Annotated in this window: 26 protein-coding genes; 14 read left to right on the top strand and 12 right to left on the bottom strand. The window is 61.1% G+C overall.

The window, feature by feature from the left end; translation table 11 throughout:
* Positions 1-27: 27 nt before the first annotated feature.
* From ICI42_RS14130 to ICI42_RS14105, 6 genes are all read right to left on the bottom strand, one after another.
* Positions 28-273 carry a BA14K family protein gene (locus ICI42_RS14130; RefSeq protein ID WP_210317242.1) on the bottom strand — a complete coding sequence of 82 codons (246 nt, stop codon included), beginning with the start codon at positions 271-273 and terminating at the stop codon, positions 28-30.
* Positions 274-407: 134 nt separating this feature from the next.
* Positions 408-1,703, bottom strand: a complete 1,296-nt coding sequence (locus ICI42_RS14125; protein WP_188165230.1) for an SAM-dependent methyltransferase — start codon at positions 1,701-1,703, stop codon at positions 408-410.
* 133 nt (positions 1,704-1,836) lie between these two features.
* Positions 1,837-2,418, bottom strand: a complete 582-nt coding sequence (gene rplI, locus ICI42_RS14120) for a 50S ribosomal protein L9 (RefSeq protein WP_188165229.1) — start codon at positions 2,416-2,418, stop codon at positions 1,837-1,839.
* Positions 2,419-2,662: 244 nt separating this feature from the next.
* Entirely contained in the window at positions 2,663-2,911 is a 249-nt protein-coding gene (gene rpsR, locus ICI42_RS14115; protein WP_018427106.1) for a 30S ribosomal protein S18, read from the bottom strand.
* Positions 2,911-3,387: a 30S ribosomal protein S6 gene (gene rpsF, locus ICI42_RS14110; RefSeq protein WP_188165228.1), complete on the bottom strand. Its 477-nt coding sequence runs from the start codon at positions 3,385-3,387 to the stop codon at positions 2,911-2,913. Before rpsF ends, rpsR begins: the two co-directional genes overlap by 1 nt.
* A 179-nt stretch (positions 3,388-3,566) precedes the next feature.
* Positions 3,567-5,522 carry an LTA synthase family protein gene (locus tag ICI42_RS14105; protein WP_330999177.1) on the bottom strand — a complete coding sequence of 652 codons (1,956 nt, stop codon included), beginning with the start codon at positions 5,520-5,522 and terminating at the stop codon, positions 3,567-3,569.
* 278 nt (positions 5,523-5,800) lie between these two features.
* Here ICI42_RS14105 and fabD point away from each other — a divergent pair, with 278 nt between their 5' ends.
* The 7 genes from fabD to gmk all read left to right on the top strand — a co-directional run bounded on the left by fabD (position 5,801) and on the right by gmk (position 12,352).
* On the top strand, positions 5,801-6,742 hold the full coding sequence (gene fabD, locus ICI42_RS14100) for an ACP S-malonyltransferase (RefSeq protein WP_188165226.1): 942 nt from the start codon (positions 5,801-5,803) through the stop codon (positions 6,740-6,742).
* 78 nt (positions 6,743-6,820) lie between these two features.
* On the top strand, positions 6,821-7,558 hold the full coding sequence (gene fabG, locus ICI42_RS14095) for a 3-oxoacyl-[acyl-carrier-protein] reductase (protein ID WP_188165225.1): 738 nt from the start codon (positions 6,821-6,823) through the stop codon (positions 7,556-7,558).
* Between the two features lie 231 nt (positions 7,559-7,789).
* Positions 7,790-8,026, top strand: a complete 237-nt coding sequence (locus ICI42_RS14090; RefSeq protein WP_019170544.1) for an acyl carrier protein — start codon at positions 7,790-7,792, stop codon at positions 8,024-8,026.
* 34 nt (positions 8,027-8,060) lie between these two features.
* On the top strand, positions 8,061-9,323 hold the full coding sequence (gene fabF, locus ICI42_RS14085) for a beta-ketoacyl-ACP synthase II (RefSeq protein WP_188165224.1): 1,263 nt from the start codon (positions 8,061-8,063) through the stop codon (positions 9,321-9,323).
* 104 nt (positions 9,324-9,427) lie between these two features.
* Positions 9,428-10,627: an endolytic transglycosylase MltG gene (mltG, locus tag ICI42_RS14080; RefSeq protein ID WP_188165223.1), complete on the top strand. Its 1,200-nt coding sequence runs from the start codon at positions 9,428-9,430 to the stop codon at positions 10,625-10,627.
* A 181-nt stretch (positions 10,628-10,808) separates the two neighbouring features.
* A complete protein-coding gene (locus ICI42_RS14075) occupies positions 10,809-11,696 on the top strand; it encodes a YicC/YloC family endoribonuclease (RefSeq protein ID WP_188165222.1) in 888 nt (295 codons plus the stop codon).
* Positions 11,697-11,698: 2 nt separating this feature from the next.
* On the top strand, positions 11,699-12,352 hold the full coding sequence (gmk, locus tag ICI42_RS14070; protein ID WP_188165221.1) for a guanylate kinase: 654 nt from the start codon (positions 11,699-11,701) through the stop codon (positions 12,350-12,352).
* Positions 12,353-12,358: 6 nt separating this feature from the next.
* Here the strand turns inward: gmk and rsmA are convergent, their stop codons facing one another.
* From rsmA to lptF, 6 genes are all read right to left on the bottom strand, one after another.
* Positions 12,359-13,183: a 16S rRNA (adenine(1518)-N(6)/adenine(1519)-N(6))-dimethyltransferase RsmA gene (gene rsmA / locus ICI42_RS14065; RefSeq protein ID WP_188165220.1), complete on the bottom strand. Its 825-nt coding sequence runs from the start codon at positions 13,181-13,183 to the stop codon at positions 12,359-12,361.
* The gene (gene pdxA / locus ICI42_RS14060) at positions 13,180-14,193 is read right to left on the bottom strand and encodes a 4-hydroxythreonine-4-phosphate dehydrogenase PdxA (RefSeq protein ID WP_188165219.1); all 1,014 of its coding nucleotides are present in this window, start codon (positions 14,191-14,193) and stop codon (positions 13,180-13,182) included. Before pdxA ends, rsmA begins: the two co-directional genes overlap by 4 nt.
* Before the next feature lie 15 nt (positions 14,194-14,208).
* Positions 14,209-15,150 (bottom strand): peptidylprolyl isomerase, encoded by a 942-nt coding sequence (locus ICI42_RS14055; RefSeq protein WP_188165218.1) that lies wholly within the window; start codon positions 15,148-15,150, stop codon positions 14,209-14,211.
* 106 nt (positions 15,151-15,256) lie between these two features.
* Entirely contained in the window at positions 15,257-17,620 is a 2,364-nt protein-coding gene (locus tag ICI42_RS14050; protein WP_188165542.1) for an LPS-assembly protein LptD, read from the bottom strand.
* A 38-nt stretch (positions 17,621-17,658) separates the two neighbouring features.
* Positions 17,659-18,747 (bottom strand): LPS export ABC transporter permease LptG, encoded by a 1,089-nt coding sequence (gene lptG, locus ICI42_RS14045; protein WP_188165217.1) that lies wholly within the window; start codon positions 18,745-18,747, stop codon positions 17,659-17,661.
* Positions 18,744-19,931 carry an LPS export ABC transporter permease LptF gene (gene lptF / locus ICI42_RS14040; protein ID WP_188165216.1) on the bottom strand — a complete coding sequence of 396 codons (1,188 nt, stop codon included), beginning with the start codon at positions 19,929-19,931 and terminating at the stop codon, positions 18,744-18,746. Before lptF ends, lptG begins: the two co-directional genes overlap by 4 nt.
* A 333-nt stretch (positions 19,932-20,264) precedes the next feature.
* On the opposite strand from lptF, the gene ICI42_RS14035 reads away from it, so the two are divergent.
* From ICI42_RS14035 to ICI42_RS14005, 7 genes are read left to right on the top strand one after another with little or no spacing between them, the layout of a single operon-like run.
* The gene (locus ICI42_RS14035; protein WP_188165215.1) at positions 20,265-21,758 is read left to right on the top strand and encodes a leucyl aminopeptidase; all 1,494 of its coding nucleotides are present in this window, start codon (positions 20,265-20,267) and stop codon (positions 21,756-21,758) included.
* Between the two features lie 5 nt (positions 21,759-21,763).
* On the top strand, positions 21,764-22,213 hold the full coding sequence (locus tag ICI42_RS14030) for a DNA polymerase III subunit chi (protein ID WP_188165214.1): 450 nt from the start codon (positions 21,764-21,766) through the stop codon (positions 22,211-22,213).
* A gap of 12 nt (positions 22,214-22,225) precedes the next feature.
* The gene (locus tag ICI42_RS14025) at positions 22,226-22,843 is read left to right on the top strand and encodes a hypothetical protein (protein WP_188165213.1); all 618 of its coding nucleotides are present in this window, start codon (positions 22,226-22,228) and stop codon (positions 22,841-22,843) included.
* Entirely contained in the window at positions 22,840-23,700 is an 861-nt protein-coding gene (locus ICI42_RS14020) for a 23S rRNA (adenine(2030)-N(6))-methyltransferase RlmJ (protein WP_188165212.1), read from the top strand. Before ICI42_RS14025 ends, ICI42_RS14020 begins: the two co-directional genes overlap by 4 nt.
* Positions 23,701-23,755: 55 nt before the next feature.
* On the top strand, positions 23,756-24,199 hold the full coding sequence (locus ICI42_RS14015) for a hypothetical protein (protein ID WP_188165211.1): 444 nt from the start codon (positions 23,756-23,758) through the stop codon (positions 24,197-24,199).
* Positions 24,200-24,210: 11 nt separating this feature from the next.
* Positions 24,211-24,924 carry a ribonuclease T2 family protein gene (locus tag ICI42_RS14010; protein ID WP_407945162.1) on the top strand — a complete coding sequence of 238 codons (714 nt, stop codon included), beginning with the start codon at positions 24,211-24,213 and terminating at the stop codon, positions 24,922-24,924.
* Between the two features lie 43 nt (positions 24,925-24,967).
* The gene (locus tag ICI42_RS14005; protein ID WP_188165210.1) at positions 24,968-25,573 is read left to right on the top strand and encodes a glutathione S-transferase family protein; all 606 of its coding nucleotides are present in this window, start codon (positions 24,968-24,970) and stop codon (positions 25,571-25,573) included.
* Positions 25,574-25,595 lie beyond the last annotated feature (22 nt).

Genomic DNA, 25,595 nt, shown 5'->3' with positions numbered 1-25,595 from the left:
GCCCGATGGAAACGTCGGGCCATATTTTTAGCTATAAGGCGAAATGCACTCCAGACGGTTCCCATCGCTGTCCGCATAGGTATTGTCGAGAAGGCGATAGGACTTGTGGTTTTTATAGCACCACTCGATGTGCTCCCGAGAAACCTTCTTGGCGGGAAATGTCTGCTGAGCCTTGACCGTGTTTGACGACAGGGCGGCGAAGATCGTTAAGCCGAGAATCAGGGCTATGGTCGAAAGGCGCCAACTCACATTTGCGGTGACGGCGAACTCCATTGATTTTACACCTCCCCTGATAGCGGACTCGATCGACGCCGCGAGGAAATCGGCATGGTCATGTGCCGATACAGCCTCCAACGGTGTTTTCGTTGAAGGCGAGATAGCCAACCGGGTCAACCCGTTGCCGACGATCAGCTGCCCGTGGTCTTCTTCGTCTTGCGCGGCTTTCTGGTCATCTTGGTGCGCGGTTCGTGGTCATGCGCTTTTTCGTGCATGGCAAGGGCGGATTCGCACTTGCCGATATAATCGCGCGTCACCGGCAGCGTATCGTTGCGTTGGGTGAGTTGGATCTGAAAGACCATCAAGTCCTGCCAGCGGAAGGCGGCTTCCGATCCGGCGAGATAGAAGTCCCACATGCGGAAGAAGCGCTCGTCATAAATCTGCAGCACCTTTTCGCGGTTGGCGTGGAAGCGCTCGCGCCAGTGCTTCAGCGTATCGGCGTAGTGCAGTCGCAGGATTTCGACATCCGAGACGATCAGCCCCGACTTCTCGATCGCCGGCAGAACTTCCGAGAGGGCAGGGATGTAGCCGCCGGGGAAGATGTGCTTGCGGATGAAGGCGTTGGTGGCGCAGGGCGGGCCGCTGCGCCCGATGGAATGCAGCACCATCACCCCGTCCGGCTTGAGCAGCTTGGCGCATTTGTCGAAGAAGGTGCGGTAGTGGTTGACGCCGACATGTTCGAACATGCCGACCGAGATGACGCGATCGAAGCGTTCGTTGAGATCGCGATAGTCGCGAATCTCGAAATGCACGTGATTGTTCAGCCCCTCCGCTTGCGCGCGCTCGGTCGCCACCGCGTGCTGTTCGGTCGACAGCGTCACACCCAGCACATCCGCTTCGAAGGCCCGGGCGAGGTAGAGGCCGAGACCGCCCCAGCCTGAGCCGATATCCAGGACGGTCTGGCCCGGCCTTATCTTCAGCTTGGCCGCGAGATGGCGCTTCTTGGCCATCTGCGCCTCTTCGAGCGTCATGTCTGGCCGCTCGAAATAGGCGCAGGAATATTGCATGTCCTCGTCGAGGAAGAGTTTGTAGAGCTCACCGGAGAGGTCGTAATGGCGCTGCACGTTGCGCCGCGACCGCAGCGGCGTGTTGACCTGCTGCAGCCTGCGGAAGGCATGGCGCAGCCCCTCGACGGCCCGTGTCCAGGTGGCTTCCACACCGGCCGGGCCCATATTGATGTAGACGACATGGAGCAGGTCGAGGATGTCGCCGCGCTCCATGGTCACCTCGCCGGTCATGTAGGCTTCCGGAAATGCGAGCATCGGATCGAGCGTGATTGCGCGTTCGGCGTGCCGCGTATGCAACCGGGCATGGACCGGTGTGCCTGTTCCGTCGCCGAAGCTGTGCGTTTCGCCGCCCGGTCCGGTGATCTGCAGATGACCCTTGCGGACGAGATGAGCCACAACGCGTTGTAGGAACGTGTTCATGTGCGCCTACCCGGATATGATAACCTAAGGCTATAATCTCCCAAAATTCGGCTGCATCAAGTGGGTTCTTCGCTGGTATAGAAAAAGCCCGGATGCTGGCATCCGGGCTTCATGACGGTCGAAGGGGCCTTGATCAGGCTTCTTCGGAGTCGCCTTCGTCTTCGTTCGGATCGAAGAAGTTGTCCGGACGGGCGTTCTCGTTGATGTCGTCGCCGTAGATAGCCTCGGCAGTGGTGAGCAGCTCGCCCTTGGCCTGACGCTCGGCTTCATCCGCGCTGCGGGCGATGTTGAGCGTGATGGTGACCTCGACTTCCGGATGCAGCGCGATCGCCACATTCGACAGACCGATGGTCTTGATCGGCTGGTTGAGTTCGACCTGATTGCGGGCAACGGTGAAGCCTTCGGCGGTCACCAGATCGGCGATGTCGCGGGTCGAGACCGAGCCGTAGAGCTGGCCGGTTTCGCCGGCCGAACGGACGACGATGAAGCTCTTGCCGTCGAGCACGTCGGCGATCTTCTGGGCTTCCGACTTGCGCTCGAGATTGCGGGTCTCGAGCTGGGCGCGCTGGCCTTCGAACTTCTTCTTGTTGGCTTCGTTGGCGCGCAGCGCCTTGCCCTGCGGCAGCAGGAAGTTACGGGCGAACCCGTCCTTGACCTTAACGGTCTCGCCCATCTGGCCGAGGCGGGCAATGCGTTCGAGAAGGATAACTTGCATGTCTCTTGTCTCCTGGTGCGCCATTTCTGGCGGAAAATCGAAGACAGGCGAGGACGCAAAAAGGGCGCTTGACGCCGGTGTCGCTGTCCTGCCTGCGGTGGCAGTTAGGGCATCCCATGGGGCCGAAAAATTGGGTTTTCGGCTGAGCTCATGGGCTGGAATACCCAACTCGGGATTTGCAGTGTCTCGTCCCGCGCCCGTCGCGGGGGAGCGGACAGGCGGCGAACCGCCCGTCCGAAATGTCTTACTTCACCACGTAGGGCAGCAGGCCGAGGAAACGGGCGCGCTTGATCGCCTGAGCGAGTTCGCGCTGCTTCTTCTGGCTGACGGCGGTGATGCGCGACGGAACGATCTTGCCGCGCTCGGAAATGTAGCGCTGCAGCAGACGCACGTCCTTGTAGTCGATCTTCGGAGCATTGGCGCCGGAGAACGGGCAGGTCTTGCGGCGGCGATGGAACGGACGCCGGGTCGGGATCTGGTTGATGTCGACCATCATTCTGCTCCTTCAACTGCTTCGCGCGGACGGCGCGGGCCACGATCGTCGCGGTCGCCGAAGTTGCGAGCCGGGCGGTCGCCACGGTCACGGTCGCCGAAGCCACGCGACGGACGGTCGCCGAAGCCGCGGTCGCCACGCTCGGAGCGCTCTTCGCGCTTCTGCATCATGGCGGAGACGCCTTCCTCATGCGCTTCGACGCGGATGGTCAGGAAGCGGAGGACGTCTTCGGACAGGCCCTGCTGACGCTCGATCTCCTTGATGGCCGCAGCCGGAGCATCGATGTCCATGAGCGTGTAGTAGGCCTTCCGGTTCTTGTTGATCCGGTAGGTAAGGGACTTCAGTCCCCAGTTCTCGACCCGACCGACGGAGCCGCCATTCGCGGAGACGATGCCCTTGTAGTTTTCCACAAGCGCGTCGACCTGCTGCTGGGACAGATCCTGGCGGGCAAGAAACACATGTTCGTAAAGAGCCATTGTTCTTTGCCTTTCTTCGTTTCTATCTCCCGGCCCCGGCGGCTAAAGCCTCTGCGATCTCTCCTGACCCGCAAACGGGGAAGAAAGGTAGCATGACGAGACGGTCGAGAGCGGGAACACGGGAGGCGGAAGCGCTTTTGACTTCGCACGGCGGTTTTGAAAAACCTCCGGCCCTCCGTTCAGCCCCCGGTCGGGACCGGCAGAATGCGCGCGTCTATACAGCAATAGGCCTGAATTGCAAGCGATGACCGGTCAGCCGAGGAAAGAAACCGCCTTGGAGAAGCCGGACGGTCCGCAATCAAATCGTCGATCAGCTCGGGGAAGTAGCGCCTGGTGCCGTGCTTGCCACCGAACATCATGTCGTATTGCAGCAGTCGGAAGTTCTTCAGATCGCGGTCCAGCTTCGGTTCACGCAGCCAGTCCTGGTCGGCGGCACCGTCCTGGCCAAGCAGCAGATTCCGGTCGATCACCTTGTAGCTGCCACGCATCTTGCCGAGGAACCCCGTATAGTAGGGATGGCTGATGCCGGCGCTCTCCAGCACATGCAGCGGCAGGAAGGCCGGGCTGATCGTGCCGATGCGGCGTTCGGTGCCTGTCTTGTTGGACCACACGAGAAGCGGCGTCTCATGCTGCGCCATCATGTCGTCGAGCGGTGCGCGGCGCGGTGCTACGGGTCCTTCCATAAAGCCGGTCTGGACGTAGACGTCACCCAGCGGCGGCAGGTGGTCGCCAAAGAAGGCGATGACAGTCGGGCGCTCGCGTTTTCTTGCCCATTCGACGAGCGTCTTCAGACTGTCGTCGGCGTCCGCCGCACCTTCCGCAAAGGTCGCAATCGAATCGCGGGCCCAACCGGTGGTGTTGGCCTCCACCTCATGTCGGGTTTCTTTGCCGTAGCGGCCGGGCGGATAGGGACCGTGGCCCTGCAGCGTGACGGCGAAGAAAAAGAACGGCTGCTTCTGGGCATCCGCCTGGCGGATGATTTCGCCCACCAGGGCGGCGTCGGATGCAAGCGTGCCGCGCTTCTTGAGCTTCGGCAACGTCTCCTCCGACATGAATGTCTCGAAGCCGAGGGCCTGGTAGACCATGGACCGGTTCCAGAACCAGCCAGCAAAAGGATGGATCGCGCGCGTCTCATAGCCTTCGCTGCGCAGGAAGGTCGCCAGCGAGGGGATCGGCGTGCGGATATATTGCTGGTAGGGAATGCTGCCGGTCGGCAGGAACGCATTCGAGAAGCCGGTCAAGGCCTCGAACTCGACATTGGCGGTCATGCCGCCGAATTCCGGCGAAAACACATGGCCGGATTGCGTCGAGCGGATGAAGCCGATCGGATCGGGCTTGATGGTGACGTCCGGCAGCCGCGTCGGATCCCAGAACGATTCGTTCATCACCATGATGATGTCCGGCTGTTCGTCGGGCAGGGCAATTGCGACGCCGGGCTTGCCGATGGCGTTGACGGCACGCTCGGAGTAACCCGCCGGCGCGCTCACCTTGGCCATAGGCAGGTTGAGCGCGAAGGCGAGTGTGAAGCCGTTGCTGCGATAGTTCTCTTTCTGGTCCCACATCATCGGCACGATCTGCAGCCGGTCGCGAACCCAAGAAAAGGTCGCATAGTCCATCATCGATGCGAAGGCGACCAGAGCGGGCACGGCAATGGCAAGACGCGACAGTCGTGCTGCGAAGGCGATGGAATCCGCCCGCCGCCGCCAATAGCGCCAGGACCACACCAGCCCGCCGATCGAAACCAGCACGGCCAAGACGGTGGCAAGAGCCATGATGGGGCGCTCGCCGACCAGCAGCGGCATGAGTTCGACGATCTGGCGCGAATAGAGAAAATCCGTCGGATAGAGCGGATCGCCCAGATAGAGCGATTTCTGCTGGCCGACGAATGCCAGCACCAGGAAAATCGGGCCGATAATAAGAAAGCCGTTGTGGCGCCGGCCTAACAGCGCATCCAGACCAATGGCGAGCACAACGATCAGGACGACGGTGGACCAGCCTGGACGATGCGGCTGCGACAGAAAGGCGATGGAGTCGGCAAACGAGCCGCGCGCGATGAGTTCGACAAAGAAGACCAGGAGTGTTGAAACAGCGAGCGTAAACCCGAGAGATACAAGCGCGCGCCGTACCATAGGCATGCGTCGCAACCTTATGCCGGGCTCTTCTCCTTCGATCGCAATCGCCAAGTTCAAATCCGCACCTCGTAACAAAAGTGTCATCTCTTTGACATGCAGATGTCACGAAGAGCTAGGGCATGTGTCAAAAATGAGAAGCGTCCACCGACAAAAGATGTGAGTTTGCAACGATCTGTGATTGTTTTGTCAAAGTCCGCCCCTCCGGCGATTCGCCAGGCTTGGGCTTGACTTTGCGGCATGGTGTGACGCACACGCCCATTTCAAAATGATAGGAGCGCGACATGTCCGTTGCATTCACTTTTCCAGGGCAGGGAAGCCAGGCCGTCGGCATGGGCAAGCAACTGGCCGATTCGTTTCCCGAAGCGCGGCGCGTCTTCGAAGAGGTTGACGAGGCGCTGGGCGAAAAGCTGTCGGCGCTGATCTGGGAAGGCCCGGAAGAGACGCTGACGCTAACGGCCAACGCGCAACCGGCGCTGATGGCAGTCTCGCTCGCAGCGTTCCGGGCGCTCGAATCGCGCGGGCTGTCGCTCAAGGATAAGGTTGCCTATGTCGCCGGCCACTCGCTTGGCGAATATTCCGCGCTGGCCGCTGCCGGCTTCGTCTCGATTTCGGATGCCGCAAGGCTGCTGCGCATTCGCGGCAACGCCATGCAGGAGGCCGTTCCCTCAGGCAAGGGCGCGATGGCCGCGATCATCGGCCTTGAACAACCCGATGTCGAAGCCGCCTGCAAAGAGGGCGCCGAAGGCGCCGTCTGCCAGATCGCCAACGACAATGGTGGAGGCCAGTTGGTCATCTCGGGCGAAAAGGCCGCGGTCGAGCGGGCCGCCAAGCTCTGTTCTGAAAAGGGCGCCAAGCGGGCGCTGATGCTGCAGGTTTCCGCACCGTTCCATTCCGCGCTGATGGCCCCTGCCGCCGAGAGAATGCGCGCGGCCCTCTCCGAAGTGCAACGGAACACGCCTGTGGTCCCGGTGGTCGCCAACGTGACCGTTGCGCCGCTGACCGATCCCGATGAGATCGCCGCTCGTCTGGTCGAGCAGGTGACAGGCAGGGTTCGCTGGCGCGAGACCGTCGAATGGTTCGGCGCCAATGGCGTGACCACTTTGTACGAGATCGGCGCCGGCAAGGTTTTGTCCGGCCTCGCGCGCCGCATTGACAGGGATATCGTCGTGTCGGCCGTCAATACGCCAGCGGATGTGGATGCCGCGATTGCCAGCCTTTCCTAAATGACGACATTTTCATAATAGGTGGTAGACCACTCCCTTACCAAGGGAGTGGTCTTGAGTTCCAAATAGGAGTGGCAAATGTTCGATCTGACTGGCCGCAAGGCGCTCGTCACCGGCGCTTCGGGTGGCATCGGCGAAGAGATTGCCCGGCTCTTGCACAAGCAGGGCGCCACTGTCGGCCTGCATGGCACCCGCGTCGAGAAACTGGAAGCACTGGCTTCCGAACTGGGCGACCGGGTGAAGCTGTTTCCGGCAAATCTAGCCGACCGCGACGCTGTGAAGGCGCTGGGCCAGAAAGCGGAAGCCGAGCTGGAAGGTGTCGATATCCTAGTCAACAATGCCGGCATCACCAAGGACGGCTTGTTCGTGCGCATGTCGGACGCCGACTGGGACAGCGTGATCGACGTCAATCTGAGCGCGGTGTTCCGCCTGACACGCGAATTGACGCATCCGATGATGCGCCGCCGCCATGGTCGCATCATCAACATCACTTCGGTGGTGGGGGTGACCGGCAACCCCGGCCAGGCGAATTATTGCGCCTCCAAGGCGGGAATGATCGGCTTCTCCAAGTCGCTCGCGCAGGAGATTGCGACGCGCAACATCACTGTCAATTGCGTCGCCCCGGGCTTCATCGAATCGGCCATGACCGGCAAGCTGAACGATAAGCAGAAAGAGGCGATCATGGCAGCGATCCCCTCCAGGCGGATGGGAACGGGCGCCGAAGTTGCTTCCGCGGTGGTCTATCTCGCCTCCAACGAAGCCTCCTACGTCACCGGCCAGACGGTTCACGTCAATGGCGGAATGGCGATGATCTGACCGCCAAACGAGGGACCGAAACGCCATTCTCCACGCCTCTGGCGTGTTGAAAGAGGTTCTTTCGCCTTTGACGCGGTTATTTTTTCGTGTAATGCCGCGAGCCGTAAGGCGGTCGGCGATGACTGGTTCCGCCTCCGCCGCGCTTATGGTGGGCGCAGAATTGAGCTTGATTACGGGCAGTCCGCCCGTTAACGAAGACCAAACTAATTAACACAAGACGAGGATGTCCACATGAGTGACACTGCAGAGCGCGTCAAGAAGATCGTTGTCGAACACCTCGGTGTCGAGGCCGACAAGGTCACCGAGGCCGCCAGCTTCATCGACGACCTGGGCGCAGACAGCCTCGACACGGTCGAGCTCGTGATGGCGTTCGAAGAAGAATTCGGCGTCGAGATTCCGGATGACGCTGCCGAGACCATCCTCACGGTCGGCGACGCCGTGAAGTACATCGACAAGGCCTCGGCCTGATATCTCGCATAGTTTGACTCGGGAAGGACCTGCCATGAGGCGTGTGGTTGTCACGGGCCTTGGCCTGCTTTCGCCTTTCGGCGTCGGTGCGGAACACGGTTGGAAGCACATTCTGACGGGCCGCAGTGCCGCAAGCCGAATCTCCACTTTCGAGGTGGATGACCTTCCCTGCAAGATCGCGCATGCCGTCCCCCGCGGGGACGGCAGCGACGGGACCTTCAATCCCGAGGCTTTCCTTGAGCCCAAGGAGCTTCGAAAGATCAGCGATTTCATCTTGTATGGCATCGCTGCGGCTGACGAAGCGCTCAAGGATTCGGGCTGGGAGCCCAAGACCCCTGACGAACAGTTCGCCACCGGCGTCATGATCGGTTCGGGCATCGGCGGCATAGACGGCATTGCCGACAACGCGCTGATCCTCAAGGAACGCGGTCCGCGCCGCATCAGCCCCTTCTTCATTCCCGGCAACATCATCAATCTGGTCTCTGGTCAGGTGTCGATCCGTCACGGCCTCAAAGGGCCGAATCACGCAGTCGTCACCGCCTGTTCGACCGGCGCGCACGCCATTGGCGATGCGGCCCGGCTCGTCATGCTGGGCGATGCCGACGTCATGCTGGCCGGTGGGGCGGAAGCGCCGATCACGCGCCTGTCGATGGCGGGTTTCGCAGCCTGCAAGGCGCTTTCCACGGATTACAACGACACGCCCCAAAAGGCATCCCGCCCCTATGACCGCGACCGCGACGGTTTTGTCATGGGAGAGGGCGCAGGTGTGGTGGTGCTTGAAGAACTCGAGCATGCCAAGGCGCGCGGCGCAAAGATCTACGCGGAAGTGGTGGGCTACGGCCTGACAGGCGACGCCTATCACATCACAGCGCCTTCAGAGGATGGCGATGGCGCGTTCCGCTGCATGACCGCTGCGCTGAAGCGGGCCAATCTCAAGCCGTCCGACGTGGACTACATCAACGCCCATGGCACATCCACCATGGCCGACACCATCGAATTGGGCGCTGTCGAGCGGCTGGTGGGCGATGCGGCCTCGAAAATCTCGATGTCATCGACCAAATCGTCGATTGGCCATCTTCTCGGTGCAGCTGGTGCGGCGGAAGCGATCTTCTCTGTGCTGGCAATCCGCGACAACATCGCACCGCCGACGATCAATCTGGACAATCCCCAACGCGAAACCGCGATCGACCTCGTTCCGCACAAGTCGCGCGAGCGCCGGATCGATGTCGCCCTGTCGAACTCCTTCGGCTTTGGCGGAACGAATGCCTCCCTGGTATTCAGCCGCTACAATGGCTGAGCCCTCCTCAATGACGGACAGGAAGGACGGTTGAAGGGAATTTCGCCATATTCCGCCTTACTCTGCCGTCGGGGATTCGACACAGCAGAGAGCAACGAGGCGTAATGAGTACAGATATTCCTGGAGCCGGTGAGGCCGGGCAGCCTCCAGCACAGCCGCCAAAAGCTCCCATCGTGCCGAAGTCGGCCAGCGAAGCGCTGCGCCCCGAAGCCGGTACACCCCCGCCGGGCAAGCGCTCACGCCGTTCGCGCAGCCAAGTCGTGGTGTTCCTCAACTTCGTCATGACCATCGTCATTCTGGTGGTGCTGATTGGCGCGGGCGCGGTCTATTTCGGCAAGCGCCAGTTCGAGGGCCGAGGCCCGTCGCAGGTGGCATCGACATTCCTGGTCAAGCAAGGTGCGGGTGTGTCCGAAGTTGCGAGCCTGCTCGAACGCCGGGGGCTGGTCAGCGACGCCCGCATCTTCCGTGTCGGCGTCCGCGCCTATGGCAACGACCAGGCCTTGAAGGCCGGCGAATATGAGATCAAGCCCGGTGCTTCCATGCTCGAGATCATGGAACTGCTGAAAAGCGGCAAGTCGGTGCTGTATTCGTTGACCATTCCGGAAGGTTTGACCGTCGAACAGGCGTTCCAGCGCATTGCCGAAAACGAGGCGCTGAGCGGTGAGATGCCAACGGAGATCCCGCCGGAAGGGTCGCTGGCAACAGATACCCAGCGTTTCACGCGCGGCGCCTCGCGCCAGCAGATCATCGACAAGATGCTGGCCCACCAGAAAGCGCTGGTCGAAGAAATCTGGGAGCGCCGCTCGCCGGACCTTCCCGTTAAGGACATCAATGAGTTCGTCACCCTTGCGTCCATTGTCGAGAAGGAAACCGGCAAGTCCGACGAGCGCCCGCATGTCGCCAGTGTCTTCATCAACCGCCTGAACAAGAAGATGCGCCTGCAGTCGGATCCGACGATCCTCTACGGTTTGTTCGGCGGGAAGGGCAGGCCGGCGGATCGCCCGATCTATCAGTCGGATATCCAGAAGCCGACACCCTACAACACCTATACGATCAACGGCCTTCCGCCGACGCCGATCGCCAATCCGGGGCGCGCATCGCTCGAGGCGGTCGCCAACCCGTCGAAGACGAAGGACCTGTATTTCGTTGCCGACGGCACCGGGGGCCATGTCTTCGCCGAGACCCTGGAAGAGCATAACCGCAACGTTGCGCAATGGCGCGCCATTCAGAAAAAGCAGCGCGAAGAAGCGGCCAAGGCGGGCAACGTACTGCCGGACGACGCGGAGCTTCCCGTCCAGCAATAGGCCGAAAAGGGTCTTTCCGGGTCGAGCTGAGCCGGGGAAATTCAGGTTCATGCGGATAACCCTGCTTCGGCAGGGTTATTTCGTTTCCCACTCATGCTTCCGGACGCTAGAAAGACCCGAGGCGGGCTTGGACATGGCGATGATGCATCGCCATGGAACCTTGAGAGGCTCGGGGGCGCATATGACACTTCAGAGCATGACGGGATTTGCACGGGCCACCGGGCAGCAGGCAGGTACCTCCGTCGCCTGGGAGATCAAGTCGGTCAACGGCAAAGGCCTCGATGCGCGGCTGCGGCTGCCGCCCGGCCTGGACCGGCTCGAACCGCTCGCCAGACAGGCAATCCAGAAGCGCTTTTCCCGCGGCAACGTTCAGGCGGCACTGACAATCGGGCGGCCCACCGGCCTTACCCAACCCGTCGTCAATGAGGCCTTTCTCAAGGATGTCGCCGGTCTCGCCCAACGCCTCGTAGAACATTTTGGCGCAGCACCCCCTACCGCCGACGGCCTGCTTTCGCTGCACGGTGTGCTGGATATGCCCGAGGCGGTCGAAACCGAGGAGGAGCGTGCCGCTCTCGACGCTATCATCCTGGCTGCGCTGAACGACGCGCTGGCCGGTCTCGAACAGGCCCGTCAGGCCGAAGGCGCAGCCCTCGTGGAGGTTCTGGGTGGGCATGTCGACGCCATCGAAGCTTTGACGGCGAAGGCCGAGGCGGACGCTTCGCGCGAACCGGCCGCGATCCGTGAGCGCCTTGTCGAGCAGGTACGGTTGCTTCTCGATGCCGTACCGTCTCTCGATGAAAGCCGGATCGCAACCGAGGCGGCGTTTCTGGCAACCCGTGCCGACATCCGCGAAGAGATCGACCGGCTTAAGACACATATCGTCTCCGCCCGTGCGCTGCTGGCTTCGGGCGGTGCGGTCGGCCGGAAACTCGATTTCCTGGCCCAGGAATTCAACCGCGAATCCAACACCTTGTGCTCGAAGTCCAACGCGGCTTCGGTCACCGCCATCGGCCTCGAACTGAAGGCCGTGGTGGACCAGTTCCGCGAACAGGTCCAGAATCTGGAGTAGACATGGCCACCAAAGACACCGGTTCCAGTATCAAGCGTCGCGGGCTCATGCTCGTGCTGTCGTCGCCCTCCGGCGCCGGCAAGACGACGATCGCGCGCAACCTGATCGAAAGCAACATCGGCTTCGAGATGTCGGTGAGCGTCACCACGCGCCCACGTCGAGGCAGCGAAATCGAAGGCGTCCATTACCATTTTTCCAACAAGCGCGAGTTCGAAAGCCTGCGCGACAATGGCGATCTGCTCGAATGGGCGGAAGTCCACGGCAACTATTACGCCACGCCGCGTGCCCCGGCCGAGTTGGCCATGGCTGAAGGTCGCGACATGCTGTTCGATATCGACTGGCAGGGTGCCACGCAGCTCAAGCAGCAGATGCGCGCCGATATCGTCTCGATCTTCATTCTGCCGCCATCCATGGGCGAGTTGAAGGCCAGGCTCAAGCGCCGGGCGGAGGACCAGGACGCGGTGATCGACCAGCGGCTGAAAAACGCGCGCGACGAGATCGAACATTGGACGGAGTATGATTTCGTCGTCATCAATGACGACCTCGACAGAGCGTTCCAGGAGGTGACCGCGATCGTCAAGGCGGAACGCCTGCGGCGCGACCGCCGTCCCGGCCTGTTCAACTTCATTTCCGGATTGCTGGCCGAGAAGATCTGACTGCGCTCAGATCAGGTTCGCCAGCGCGACAAAATCCTCGACGTCCAGCGTTTCCGCCCTGCGTGTGGGGTCGATGCCGACACGTTGCAACAGCGCCTCGCCGCCGAGGCTTTTCAGGCTCTGGCGCAGCATCTTGCGGCGCTGGCCAAAGGCCGCTTCGGTGACGCGCCCAAGCTTGACCACATCGGCCTGCAGGGGCGCCGCGCGCGGCACCAGATGCACCACCGAGGAGGTGACTTTGGGCGGCGGCGTGAAGGCCTGTGGGGGCACGTCGAAGGCAATGCGCGCGTCCGTGCGCCAGCCGGCAAGCACGCCCAGGCGGCCATAGGCATCATCCCGAGGCGTCGCCACGATGCGCTGGGCGACCTCGCGCTGAAACATCAGCGTCAGCGACTGGTAGAAGGGCGGCCAGTCCAGCACCGTCAACCACCGGACCAGAAGCTCCGTACCGATATTGTAGGGCAGGTTGGCGACGATCTTGACGTCTTCGCCGGGCGCAAGCGCTGTGAAATCGGTCTTCAAGGCATCACCCGAGATCACCTCCAAACGGTTGGGATAATGATCCGAAATCTCAGCCAATGCGGAAAGGCAGCGCTCGTCGCGTTCGATGGCAATAACCCGTTTGGCGTCGCTCAGGAGCAATGCGCGGGTCAGGCCGCCTGGACCAGGGCCTACCTCGATGACGGTGGTTTGCGTGAGGTCTCCTGCGGCGCGGGCGACCTTGCTGGTCAGGTTCAGGTCGAGCAGAAAATTCTGACCGAGCGCCTTCTTGGCCTGAAGGCCGTGGCGTTCGATGACGTCGCGCAAGGGGGGGAGGCCATCGATCCTCATGCAGTTGTGACCTCATTGTCGGCAAGCTGGCGCGCAAGCTTCAGCGCCGCCACCAGGCTGCCGCAGCGCGCCACGCCTTTCCCGGCAATGTCGAACGCGGTGCCGTGGTCGGGCGAGGTGCGGATGAAGGGCAGACCGAGCGTGACGTTGACCGTTTCATCGAAGGCAAGCGCCTTGGCCGGGATCAGCGCCTGATCGTGATACATGCACAGGGCTGCGTCATAGGTCGCGCGGGCGCGGGGATGAAACATCGTATCGGCGGGCAGCGGACCGAAGGCGTCGATGCCTTGCCGTTGCAAGGCCAGCACCGCAGGCAAGATGATGTCCAGGTCCTCTCGGCCCATAGCGCCGCCTTCGCCCGCATGTGGGTTGAGACCCGAAATGGCAAGGCGCGGCTTTGCGATGCCGAAGCGGCCGCGAAGGTCGTTGGCTGTGATGGCGGCAGTCCTGACGATCAGCTCGGTTGTAAGCGCCTTCGGGACCTCGGCAAGCGCGATATGGATGGTGACGGGCACGGCGCGGAGGTCGGGGCCTGCCAGCATCATCACCGGCATCGCGGCGGCATGTCCATGCCTCTCGGCAAGATGCGCGAGATACTCGGTGTGGCCGGGAAAACGGAAGCCTGCGTCGTAGAGCGGCTTTTTGGCGATTGGGCAGGTAACCACCGCGCCGGCGCGTCCGGACAACGTATCCTCCACGGCGCGGTCGATCGATTCAATAATGCCCGCAGCGTTGGCCCGGTCTGGGATCCCACACTTATCGATAAGCCGCGCCGCCAGAGGCACTAAGGGCAGGGCATCCGAAAAGCGCGCTTCGGCCTCTTCAGGCGCAACGAGAGCGATCTGCAGGCTTGACGAACCTGCTCGGCTTTCGATCAGATCAGGATCGGCCAAAAGATAAAAAGCCGGCAACGCAAATTCCTTGCGTCTGCGCCAGGCATCGATAGCGATTTCCGGCCCGATACCGGAGGGGTCGCCAACTGTCAGCGCCAGCGGCGCACGATTACGCACGACCGCTGGATGAGATCAGCGTTGGACGACGCGGGCTTTGGTCCGCAGTTCAGCGAGATATTTCTTGCTGAGTTCCTCGGCCTGTTTGTCGCCGCCGGCGCCCGTGCTTTCGTTCTGGAACACCAGTTGCGCGACCTTGTCATCAGACACTTCGCGCGCGCTGCAGATGCCGATGAACTCAACGCCCCGATCGGTCTCGCGAACCGTGGTGGCACCGCCGGTCTTCGTCTTCTTAATCTGGTCGGCCCATTCCGGGGGAAGCTGAGGCGCGATCACGCGACCGAGATCGCGGACCGTAACGTCGATCAGGCCCTGAGCGAATTGGCGGGTGCTCTCGCATCCGTTGAAACGACCGCGCATGGCTTCGGCTTCACGCTTGCGCTTGGCCATTATCGCACCGCGCTGAGCGGCGGGCACGACAAAAATCACCTGTTGCAGCATATATTCAGTAGCCGTCGGTTTGTTGCCGCCGTTCTGCAGCATCTTGCGCACGACATCCTGCTCGGTCATGCCACCACCCGCTTCGGAGCGGAAACGGCGGCTCAGCGCTTGGTTCCAACCCATCTGGGTGCGGATGAACTCCTTGAAATGCGAACTGGTCACACCTGCCTGGGCGAGAATCTGATCCATCTGCGCCGGCTTCAGCTTGTTGGACGCGGCAAAGCGCGCATAGGCGTCGGCCACCTGCTGATCGGTGATGCGAACATTGAGACGCTTCATCTCAGCCAGCTTGATCGTCTGCTCGATCATATCCTCGCCGGCATTGCCCTTCCGCTTCTGCAGCTTCAGGAAAGCGGCGCGACGCTGGATGTCATAGCTTGTGATCGGTACATCATTGACGATGTACTTGATTTCGCTCGCCACCGCAGGCTGCGGCGCCATGACGACAGGCAATGAAACCGTCGCCACCAAAAGCGCCAGACCTGCCGAAAAGAGGTATTTCCTCATCAAAAACATCCCGTTTAACCCTGGCCAAACCGAAATTCGACCGCGTCCCTGCGTCTGGATGGCCCGCTTATGCGGCGAAACGATGTCGCCGCGCAATCTATGTCGCCGCTGACCCTCAAGGCGCCAGGCTGTTGACCGTACCGGAGCCGAAGTCACCCAGTGTACGGAACGTGATGTTGAAGCTGACCTTGGTCTCCACGTCGTTGTTTTGCTTCTCAGAGCGGCTCACGGCCATCAGATAGGTGAAACACTCGTCGTCATAAGCAAAGCCGAGACGGCTGCGCACAGGGATCTCGTGTTCGATGTCGTAGGTTGCCGATCCGAAGACGCGCCAGTTTTCGTGAAGCCTCAATGCTGCCGTGCCGGTGACTTCGTGACGGTCCTCGCTAAATCCATAAAGCGGTTGCGCCTGAATGAAGGCGTATTTGCCGGTGAGCGACAGGCTCGGATCGCTGTACCCAAGCTTCACTTCGGTGCGGCGCATTTCGAATGTTTGCTCGTCGAAGCGTCCGCTGAGCGAGCCGGAAAGACCGATCGGGCTGGCGAAGCCGGCAAGCGCGACAAAATCCGACGTATCCGTTTCGAGGCCGGAATAGGCGCCGACATTGACCAGATCAGGCGAGGCAAACGAGTTCTGCCCGCCCAATGCATAGGACTGACCGAAGAGCGCGTTGGTGGACCAGCCATTGTCGTAGGTGCCCGAATAACGGAAGCCTACATTGGCGCGAGAACCACCTTCCATCCGGTCGTAACCGGAGAATTTGTCGCGTTCGAACAGCGTCGATGCATCGAAAACAAAGCTCTGCGCGTCCTCGTTGGGGAGACCCAGGCCGCCGACATATTGCTCGTTCGGCCGCGCAAACACCTGCACCATCGGCTCGATGATGTGGGATGAACTGGTCGCGGAAAACAGCACCGGCCACCGCAACTCCAGACCGGCGGTTGCCATGTAGCGGAACCAGGAGGACCTGACGTCGGAAGAAACGCCGAGGTCGGTTGCCATTTGATTGATAGCCGCGACTGAATCCGCAGACATATCCGCGCCGCCACCCTCGGCCTGGAACGCCAGGAGGGGGGTGATGATCAAGCCGCCATCGGTGATGAAGTTACGCTTCCATTCCGTCTCGGCCGTAACGCGCTGCGATGTGCCCTCGATGCCCCTTATCAGCGGGGTGCCACGCCGTCTCTCGGTGCTTCCGAGGTAGTTGAAAGCATCTAGGTTGTCGCGGCGCAGGAACCGGGCATTCATGTCGATCGACAATTGACCGCCCGCGACAGGCTGGTCGGGGATGTAGGCATAGTCGAACGACGGCAGCACCCAGGGCTGCTTCGGATTGCGAGCGTTCGGGCTGGAGTCGAAGACGTCTTCCTGCACCTGGAACTTCATCATCCTCAGATCGAAGTAGTTCCTGTCGTTCAGGCCGGTGAGGTAAACCTGAGAGGTCTGGGTGCCAGTGAAGCCGTTGATCCCGTAGGTGTTCGAAAAATTCTTATCGGTCTGGAGCATCACGTCCCAGCCGAAGGCCCAGCGAGGGTTGATCTCGAACCTACCTTTGGTTCCGATCATGCCACGGAATTCGTTCGGATCGCCTGCGGGACCGCTATTGACGCGGTTCGCTTTAAATTCATCGGGATTCAACTGGTGGATACCGGCCATCTTCAGCGAATATTGGCCGTTGTTGAACCGCTGACGCCATTCGGCCTCGCCGAGGAAGCCCTGCTTGGTGTAGCCGCGACCCGTCAGCGTCAGGTCGTATGTCGGCGCCAATGCGAGGTAATACGGTACTGCAACGCTGTATCCGAGCTTGGAATTGTGGGCGATGCTGGGCGACAAAAAGCCGGACTTCCGCTTGACCGTAGGGTCGGCGATTTCGAATGCCGGCAGGAAGGCGAGGGGAAAGCCGAAGAACTCGAAGCGTGACTGCTCGAAGCGGACAGTCTTGGTCTGTCCGTTCCAAATGATTTTCTTGGCCTTGATCTGCCAGATCGGCGCTCGATCCGGCTTGTCTTCGCAGGGTTCGCAAGCAGTATAGACGCCATTGTTGAACGTTGTCAGCATGCCGCCGCGGCGTTCGCCGCTTTCTGCCGAGAAATAGGTCTTGTCGACCGTTTCCAGGCGCAGCGCGTTGACGAAACCATCGGCGAAGTCGTCAGTAATGTCGATATGGTCGGAATAGATCTTGGTTCCGTCGCTGTTGAGCAGTTCGACGCCACCCGTAGCAACCACACGCGATGTATTGCGGTCGTAGATGACGCGCTGCGCGACCAGGCGATTGCCGCCATATTCGATTTGAACGCCGCCAACGGCAGTAACCGTCTGCTTGTCGTTGTCATAGACAAGCGTATCCGCCTCGAGCAGCATCTGAGCATCAGATGGCACCCTGTCGGCAAGACTCGGCACTTGCTGCGCGAACGCAGATCCCGGTACTGCATACATGAACACGCACGCGAGAGCGCTAGCGCCCAGAAGGCGTGCCATCCGGCCCGTCTTGCTGCTTCCAGCCATTACGCCCCTCACTAGCCGTCTTCCTTATAAAGCAAGAACGTCACTCCAAAGAACATCGCTACGACAACCGGAAACCATGCCGCCATATAGGTTGGCACGAATCCCGCGTTTCCGAATGCCTTCACGAGAACCGACACGACATAAAGCAGAAAGCCTGCGACGATGCCACCCAGAATCATAGTCGCGGATTGTCCCATACGGGCAAATCGCATCGACACTGTTGCAGCAATGAGAGTCATTGCGACAAGAAGGAAAGGCAGCGCCACAAGCGAATGGAATTGCATGGAAAAGGCGTTTGCTCGCAGACCGAAAGACCGTGCCACCTCGATCTTCTCCGGCAATTGGAAGAATGGGATCGTTTCGGGCCGCGCAAGCCGTTCCTGCACGAATTCAGGCTTTAGATTGGTGTTGACGCGGTCGGTCGCCTGCGTTTCGACCTGCTGGCCGTCGCGGAGGGTTCTGACCTGTCGCAACTCCCAATACCCATCCCGAAGGACCGCGCGTGCCGCATCCTTGCGCAACACGATATCCTTATTGTCATTGAGATAGAAAAAGGACGCGTCTGAAAGCGTCAACCCCTGGTTCAGAACGGCGCGGGCGCCGATGATCACGTCCTGGCCGTCGGTCTTCTGCCTCAGCCATGGTACGGCGTCGGCGGCGACCTGGTTGCTCTTGCCGCTGCGCAGTTCGGTTTCGAGAAGCTCGGCCCTGGAAAAACCCTGCGCTGCGATCGGGTTGAGCACAGTGATCGAAAACACGCCGAACAGCATAGCCCCTATGCAGATCGGCGTGAGGAATTGCCAGGCCGATATACCCGCTGCACGAGCGATGACCAATTCGTAGCGGCGGTTGAGTGACACAAGTGTCGCCATGGCCGCGAAAAGTCCGACGAAAGGCACCGTCTGCTGCATGATCATCGGCACGCGCAGCGCCGAGACCGCCAATGCGATCTGGAAGGTGAAGCCTGGAATGCCGGACGCGCGGCTTGCGAACTCGGTAACGTCGATGATGAAGATCAACGCAAAGATGCCGAGGAAGAACCACGTCGTGATGACGGCGTAGCGGATGAAGAAATAGCGGCCCAGCGTCCAACCCATCACGCCGCTCCCGTTCTCGGTTTGCGGCCCAGCAAGCCTGCGAAGCGGCTGCTGACTGCCGCGAAGACATCGGCAAGGCGATTGGTGAGCGAAGCGGGGATCTCAAGCGTCCGATGGGTGATGATGAACCAGCTCGCCACCAATGACGTCACGATCGGTACGCCATAGACGATATAGATGAGCCAGGCTTGGGATTCGGATTCGTTGGCCACGAAAAAGCCGAGCCAGCGTATGCCGAGAGTGAGCATGATGGCCGTCAGCATCGGATGAAGCCGTGCTTCGCGGTGGGAGCGGGCATCGCCTGCAACGGCGATGGAAATCAAAGCGAAAGCAAGGGGATACAGCCAGTCGGAGAATCTCCTGTGGAGCTCTGCGCGGAACTGCTGCGGAACCTTCTGGTACATCCGGTCATCGGATGGCGGATCAAGGAGATATCCGGTCGTGCGGTCCTTGGGATACATGGTGATCTCATTGGCCGCATTGGTGAATTCGCTCATGTCGAAAGCATAAGACGTGAAGCGGATCACCGAGACCTCGCCACCAGGGGCCTTCCGCTGGATGACGCCGTCATTCATGACCAGCATCTTCCTGCCGTCTCGGTCAACGAAGGCGCCTTCTTTCGCGTAGTAGATGAGATCGATGTTCTTCTCGCGGGAATCGGCAACGAAAACGCCGCCCAGCCCGCCATCCGGCAGACGCTCGCTGATCTGAACGAACAGGCCGTTGTCGACCTTGCGGAACGTTCCTTCCTGGATCAGCAGCGAAATAAGGTCGGCGCGGGCGGACGCAACCAGTTCGCGATTCTGCAGCCGGGCATATGGCTCGACGATGTTGCCCACGAACAGAGAAAAGAAACTCGCCAGCACCGCAAGAATCACGATGGGGCGCACGACCGTGGTGCGCGAAGCGCCGGCGGCACTGATCACCACGAGTTCGGAATCGGTGTTCATCGCGCTCAAGGTCTGGGCGATACCGATGACCATCGCGAAGGGCACAACGATCGGGATGACGGTCGGCAGCACGTAACTCGCGACCTTGAAGAAGGTAAGCGCAGACTGGCCGCTGTCCGTGACCAGGTCGATTCGCGCCAGGACCTGCGTGGTCCATACGATGGCCAGCGTCCAGAACAGCGCCGCGACAAATACGATGGTCGTGCGACGCAGTATGTAGCTCTCGAGAACTTTCATATACCGCGAGGATTCCGTCTGTCCCAGTCCGACCTGAATGTTGGTTCAAGCGGCACTATCGAATGAAATGCGTCCAGGCCCGTATACTCCGGCAATCAAAATCACGGCCCGCACCGGCCATCCCAATGAGCTCCTGCGGTGAGGCGGAGTGTCGCTTGTAATGGATAACAAAGGCCAAAGAGAGATGGTTAACGCAAAAAACAGGGACTGTTGATCGCGGGCAACGGTCACCAACTGGTCTTAACGGTATGTACGGGCCTTGTCGCGACCTTGCCAAAAGGCCTAAAACCGCCAAACAAGCCATTACGCAAAAACACCCGAAAGCAGGATTTTATGGCCACAACACCATCCGTCACCTTTGCCAAAATTGCCGTCCCGTCCAAAGGGAGCGTGTTCGTGCTCGCTGCCGATGGCGCGGCGATGAGCGAAGCGGCCAGCGCCTGCGATCCGGCTGGTGTCCTCGAACGCGCGTCCAAAGTGTCGGACTTCACCGGCAAGTCCGGCAGCAGCGTTGAGGTTCTGGCGCCCGAAGGCTTGGGCCTCGACCGGCTGGTGGCACTTGGCGTGGGCAAGTCGTCCGCGCTCGACGAAAATGCCTGGCTCAAAATTGGCGGCATGGTCGCTGCACAGCTGCGCAAATCGGCTGAAGTCACGGTCGTGCTCGACCTGCCGGAGACCGAGATCGACGCGGCCGCCGCTGCCTCCATCGCATCGGGCATTCTGCTGCGCAGCTACAGCTTCGACAAATACAAAACAAAGAAGGGCGATGAGGACGCCGAAGTGGCCAAAAAACCTGCCAAGGTCACGATCCTCTGTGCAGACCCCTCAGCGGCGAAGAAGGCTTTCGTCACCGCCGAGGCTGTGGTCGACGGCGTCCTGTTTGCTCGCGACCTCGTCAACGAGCCTGCCAACATCCTCGGTACGCTCGAGTTCACGGAACAACTCGAGAAGCTCGAGAAACTTAGCGTCAAGGTCGAGGTTCTGACCGAGAAGGACATGAAGAAGCTCGGCATGGGTGCGCTCTTGGGCGTCGCCCAGGGCTCGGTACGTCCGCCCCGTCTGGTGGTCGCGCAGTGGAATGGCGGCAAGGGCAAGGACAAGCCCGTCGCCTTCGTCGGCAAGGGGGTCGTGTTCGATTCCGGCGGCGTCTCGATCAAGCCGGCCGCCGGCATGGAGGACATGAAAGGCGACATGGGCGGGGCTGCCGCCGTCGCCGGCCTGATGCATGCGCTGGCCGCCCGCAAGGCCAAGGTCAATGCGGTCGGCATCATCGGCCTTGTCGAGAACATGGTCGACGGCAATGCCCAGCGCCCCGGCGACATCGTCACGTCTATGTCCGGTCAGACCATCGAGGTGCTGAACACCGACGCGGAGGGGCGCCTCGTCCTCGCCGACGCGCTTTGGTATTGCAACGAGCGTTTCGAGCCGCGCTTCATGGTCAATCTCGCGACCCTGACCGGCGCTATCCTGGTAGCACTCGGCCAGAGCCATGCCGGCCTGTTCTCAAACAATGACGACCTCGCTGAAAAACTCACCGCGGCCGGCCTTGCCACCCAGGAAAAGCTGTGGCGCATGCCGATGGGCGCCGAGTATGACAAGCTGATCGACTCCAAGAATGCCGACATGAAGAACATCGGCGGCCGTTATGGCGGCTCGATCACGGCCGCGCAGTTCCTGCAGCGCTTCGTCAAGGAGACGCCATGGGCGCATCTCGATGTCGCAGGCACCGCGATGGGCTCGCCCGCCACCGAGATCAACCAATCCTGGGGCTCTGGTTTTGGCGTCCGGCTGCTCGACCGGTTGGTCCGCGACAACTACGAGGGCTGAGGCTATTGGCCGAAGTGCTGTTCTACCACCTCACCGAATCGACGCTGGAGGATGCGCTTCCCGGCTTGCTGGAGCGCAGCCTGCAGCGCGGCTGGAAAGTCGTGGTGCAGACCGGTTCGGATGAACGGCGCGACGCCATCGACAGCCATCTCTGGACCTATCGCGACGATTCGTTTCTCGCCCACGGACCGGAACATGAGCCACATGCCGAGGACCAGCCGATCGTTCTGACGACCGGTCAAGACAATGCGAACGGTGCTGAAATCCGCTTTATGGTCGATGGAGCGACGCCGCCCGATTTGATGTCCTACCAGCGAGCCGTCTTTTTGTTCGACGGTCACGATGCCATGCAACTCGAAGCGGCGCGTAGCCATTGGAAGGTCATGAAGTCTGCGGGGCATGAAGTTACCTACTGGCAGCAGACGCCGGACCGGCGCTGGGAACGCAAGGCGTAGAAGGCCTAATGTATGCGGTTGTTTTTTCTTGTCGTCCTCGTGGCCGGGCTGGCTGTCGGTGTCGCCTATCCCTGGGCAGCCGAACGGTTTCTCGGCGAGCAGTTGGGTGTCTGGCGCGTCCATGACACTGGCGGTGCGTTCGAACCCGTCACGGTGACGTTGCGCCGGCAGGATTTTCCGGTCCGCGTCATGGTCGACGTCACAGCTCCAACGCCGCCCGCTGCCCCTGCGCAGCAGACGACGCTGACCCTGACCGCCGCTCAGGACGGGCGGACTGTTCTTGCCGAGAAACTGCGCTTCGCCGATGCGACGGCGCGCGAGACCAGCCCGCAAAACCCCGTCAAAATATTTCGTGACGAAGCCGGGATCATCGAGGACGAGGCCCCAGGGACTTATGTCTTTACCATTGGAGAAGGCGACGCGGAGGGTATCGACATCCAAGAGGTCGATCTGGTGCTGCGTTCAATGGCCGTCACCGCGCGCGGCGATGCGCGTCGCCTGGGCCTGGCAGTGGCGGGAATTGGTTTTTTTGGGTTCGTCGCGGCTTGGAGGATTGGACGCCGGCGCGACAAGACACCACCGCCTGCGCCACCCAAGCCGCGCTGGGGCAGGGGCGGGCCACAGGCATGAACTATCGTCATGCCTACCATGCCGGAAATTTCGCCGATGTCGTCAAGCATGCTGTGCTTGCCCGTATCGTGGAGTATCTCAAGCTCAAGGACAAAGCCTTCCGCGTGATCGATACCCATGCCGGCATCGGTCTTTACGATCTGGCTTCGGAACAAGCCGGCAAGACGGGCGAGTGGAAAGGCGGCATCGCCAGGCTTCTGGAGGCGAAACTGCCGAAGGCGGCGGCCGAGTTGCTGCAGCCCTATCTGGATGCCGTTCGCGCCGTGAATGCAGACGGCGGACTGTTGCACTACCCCGGCTCTCCGCTGGTGGTGCGCCATCTTCTCAGGCCGCAGGACAGGCTGTCGGCTATCGAGCTTCACCCCGAGGATGCTGAACGGCTCGGCGAGGTTTTCGAAGGCGATTACCAGGTCCGCGTCATCCGCCTCGACGGCTGGCTTGCGCCCGGCGCGCATTTGCCGCCGAAGGAGAAGCGCGGTCTTGTGCTGATCGATCCGCCCTTCGAGAAGGAAGGCGAGTTTGCCCGCCTCGTCGAGGCCGTGGTCAAGGCGCATCGGCGCTGGCCGGGCGGGACCTATGTTTTGTGGTATCCGATCAAGGACAGAAAGGCCGTTGCCGCATTCCGTGACGAGCTTGCGAGTGCGGATATTCCGCGAATCCTCGATTTCGCTTTCCATGTCCGGAAGCCGTCGAGCGAACCGCGACTGGACGGCACCGGCCTTATCGTTATCAATCCGCCCTTCACCCTGGAAAACGAGCTGGCGGTGATGGCCCCCGCCCTCAAACAGGCGCTGGCGGAGGGAGCGGGCGCGGAATGGACGGTGTCATGGCTGGCCGGTGAGGCCGCACCAGCTTGACCGCGCGCCGCCTATTCAGCAAAGTGAATTCCGTACCGGTCTTTGGAGAGGCATGATGAGTCGCGTCGCAAAATCAATTCTGGCAGCGCTTGCAGCCCTCGCCACGCCGCTAGCGGCGACACAGGCCACCAGGGCAGCCGATTTTCAGCAGCAGCCTGCCTACTACGATTCCGGTATCTGTGCGCATCCAGGCGTGCTCAGTCTCATCACCAAGCGTTTTGCCTATCAGGTGCGCCACGTGCCGAACCTGCCGCAGGTCGGCATCGACAGTTTCCAGAACATTTCCGAGACACGATATCTGCCCGCGCATGAGGATCGGCCTATCGGCCGCCGCTATTGCGCAGCCACTGCCCTGCTGTCCGATGGCCAGGGCCGCCAGGTCTGGTATCTCGTCGAGGAAGGCCAAGGCTTTGCCAGCATCGGCGACAATGTCGAGTTCTGTGTGTCCGGCTTCGATCGTTGGTTCGTCTATAATGGCGGCTGCCGCGTCCTGCGCTGACCGAAGGCGCCATGCGGCGAACCGGTTTGAGACAGCTTTTAGCCGGCGGCCTGATGGCCGCCGCGCTGTTTTTAACCGCCGGCTGTTCACCTGAGCAGGAAGCCAAGGACGAGCCGCAAAAACCCAATGTTGCCACCTCCTCGGCTGTGCCGATAGGCGACGGTTTCGACTTCTATGTGCTGTCGCTGTCCTGGTCGCCCAGCTATTGCGAGGCGGAAGGCAAGGATGCCAACCGCCAGCAATGCGAGGGAGGTCGGCCTTACGCCTTTGTCGTCCATGGGCTCTGGCCGCAGTTCGAGCGCGGCTATCCGGAGAATTGCGACACTGTCGAAGGAGATATCGGACAGGCTGTCTTGCGAGGCCTCTACGACATCATGCCGTCTGCCGGGCTCATCCGTCATCAATGGCGCAAGCATGGTTCCTGCTCGGGGCTTGAGCAGGACGATTATTTTCGGGTGCTGAGAAAGGCGCGGGATAAAATAACGATCCCGCCGGAGTATGAGCGGGTGGATCGTCATATCTCCATATCGCCCGGTGCGGCGGAAGCGGCATTCCTCAAGGCCAATCCCGGTATGCCGCGCGACGGGGTGGCAGTGACCTGCGATCGGCGGTACCTGCGCGAAGTCCGCATCTGCATGACCAAGGATCTTGACTACAGGGCTTGTCCGGAGGTCGACGCACGCGCCTGCCGCGCCGCGCATGTGTTCATGCCGCCTGTGCGCTGATAGATTTGTTCATGGCGTCGCAGGGGCGCTCAAAGGAGATTTCATGCCGCAGATTTTTTACGCCAGCGCTTCGCCCTATAGCGCCAAGGCGCGCATGGCGGCGACCTTCGCTGGCGTCGCCTTCGAATCGGTCGTTGTCGACACCAACGCCGAACCGCCATTGCTGTTGGAGGCTAATCCGCTCGGCAAAATTCCGGTACTCATGACAGATGAGGACGACGCCGTCTTCGACAGCCGCGTCATCACCCAGTATCTCAATCGCGTTTCGGGCAACAAGCTGTTTCCGCGCAACGCCGTAAAGAGACTGGAGGCCGAAAAGCTGGAGGCGTTGGCCGATGGGCTATGCGACTGTCTTATCGCAATCATCTATGAGCAGCGCTTTCGCCCCGCGGAGATCGTCCACCAGCCATGGCTCGACAGGCAGTGGTCGAAGGCTGAGCGGGCGCTCGATGTGCTCGCTACCAATCCTCCGAAGCTTCCCAAGTCCATCCATGCCGGCCATATCGCGCTCCGCGCGGCGATTGGCTATCTCGATATACGTTTTGCCGGAAAATGGGAGAAAGGCAGGACGAAGCTCAAGCGCTGGGCGGCGCGGTTCGACGAGAAATTTCCGGAGTCGGCCAGCTTCGTACCTCGCGCAACGTCCTGAATAATCAACAAAAAAGGCCGGG

This window comes from Oryzicola mucosus, from assembly GCF_014534685.1.
GTDB lineage: Bacteria > Pseudomonadota > Alphaproteobacteria > Rhizobiales > Rhizobiaceae > Oryzicola > Oryzicola mucosus.
Note: the sequence above shows the minus strand (reverse complement) of the source record. Positions and strands in the feature narration are given on the sequence as shown.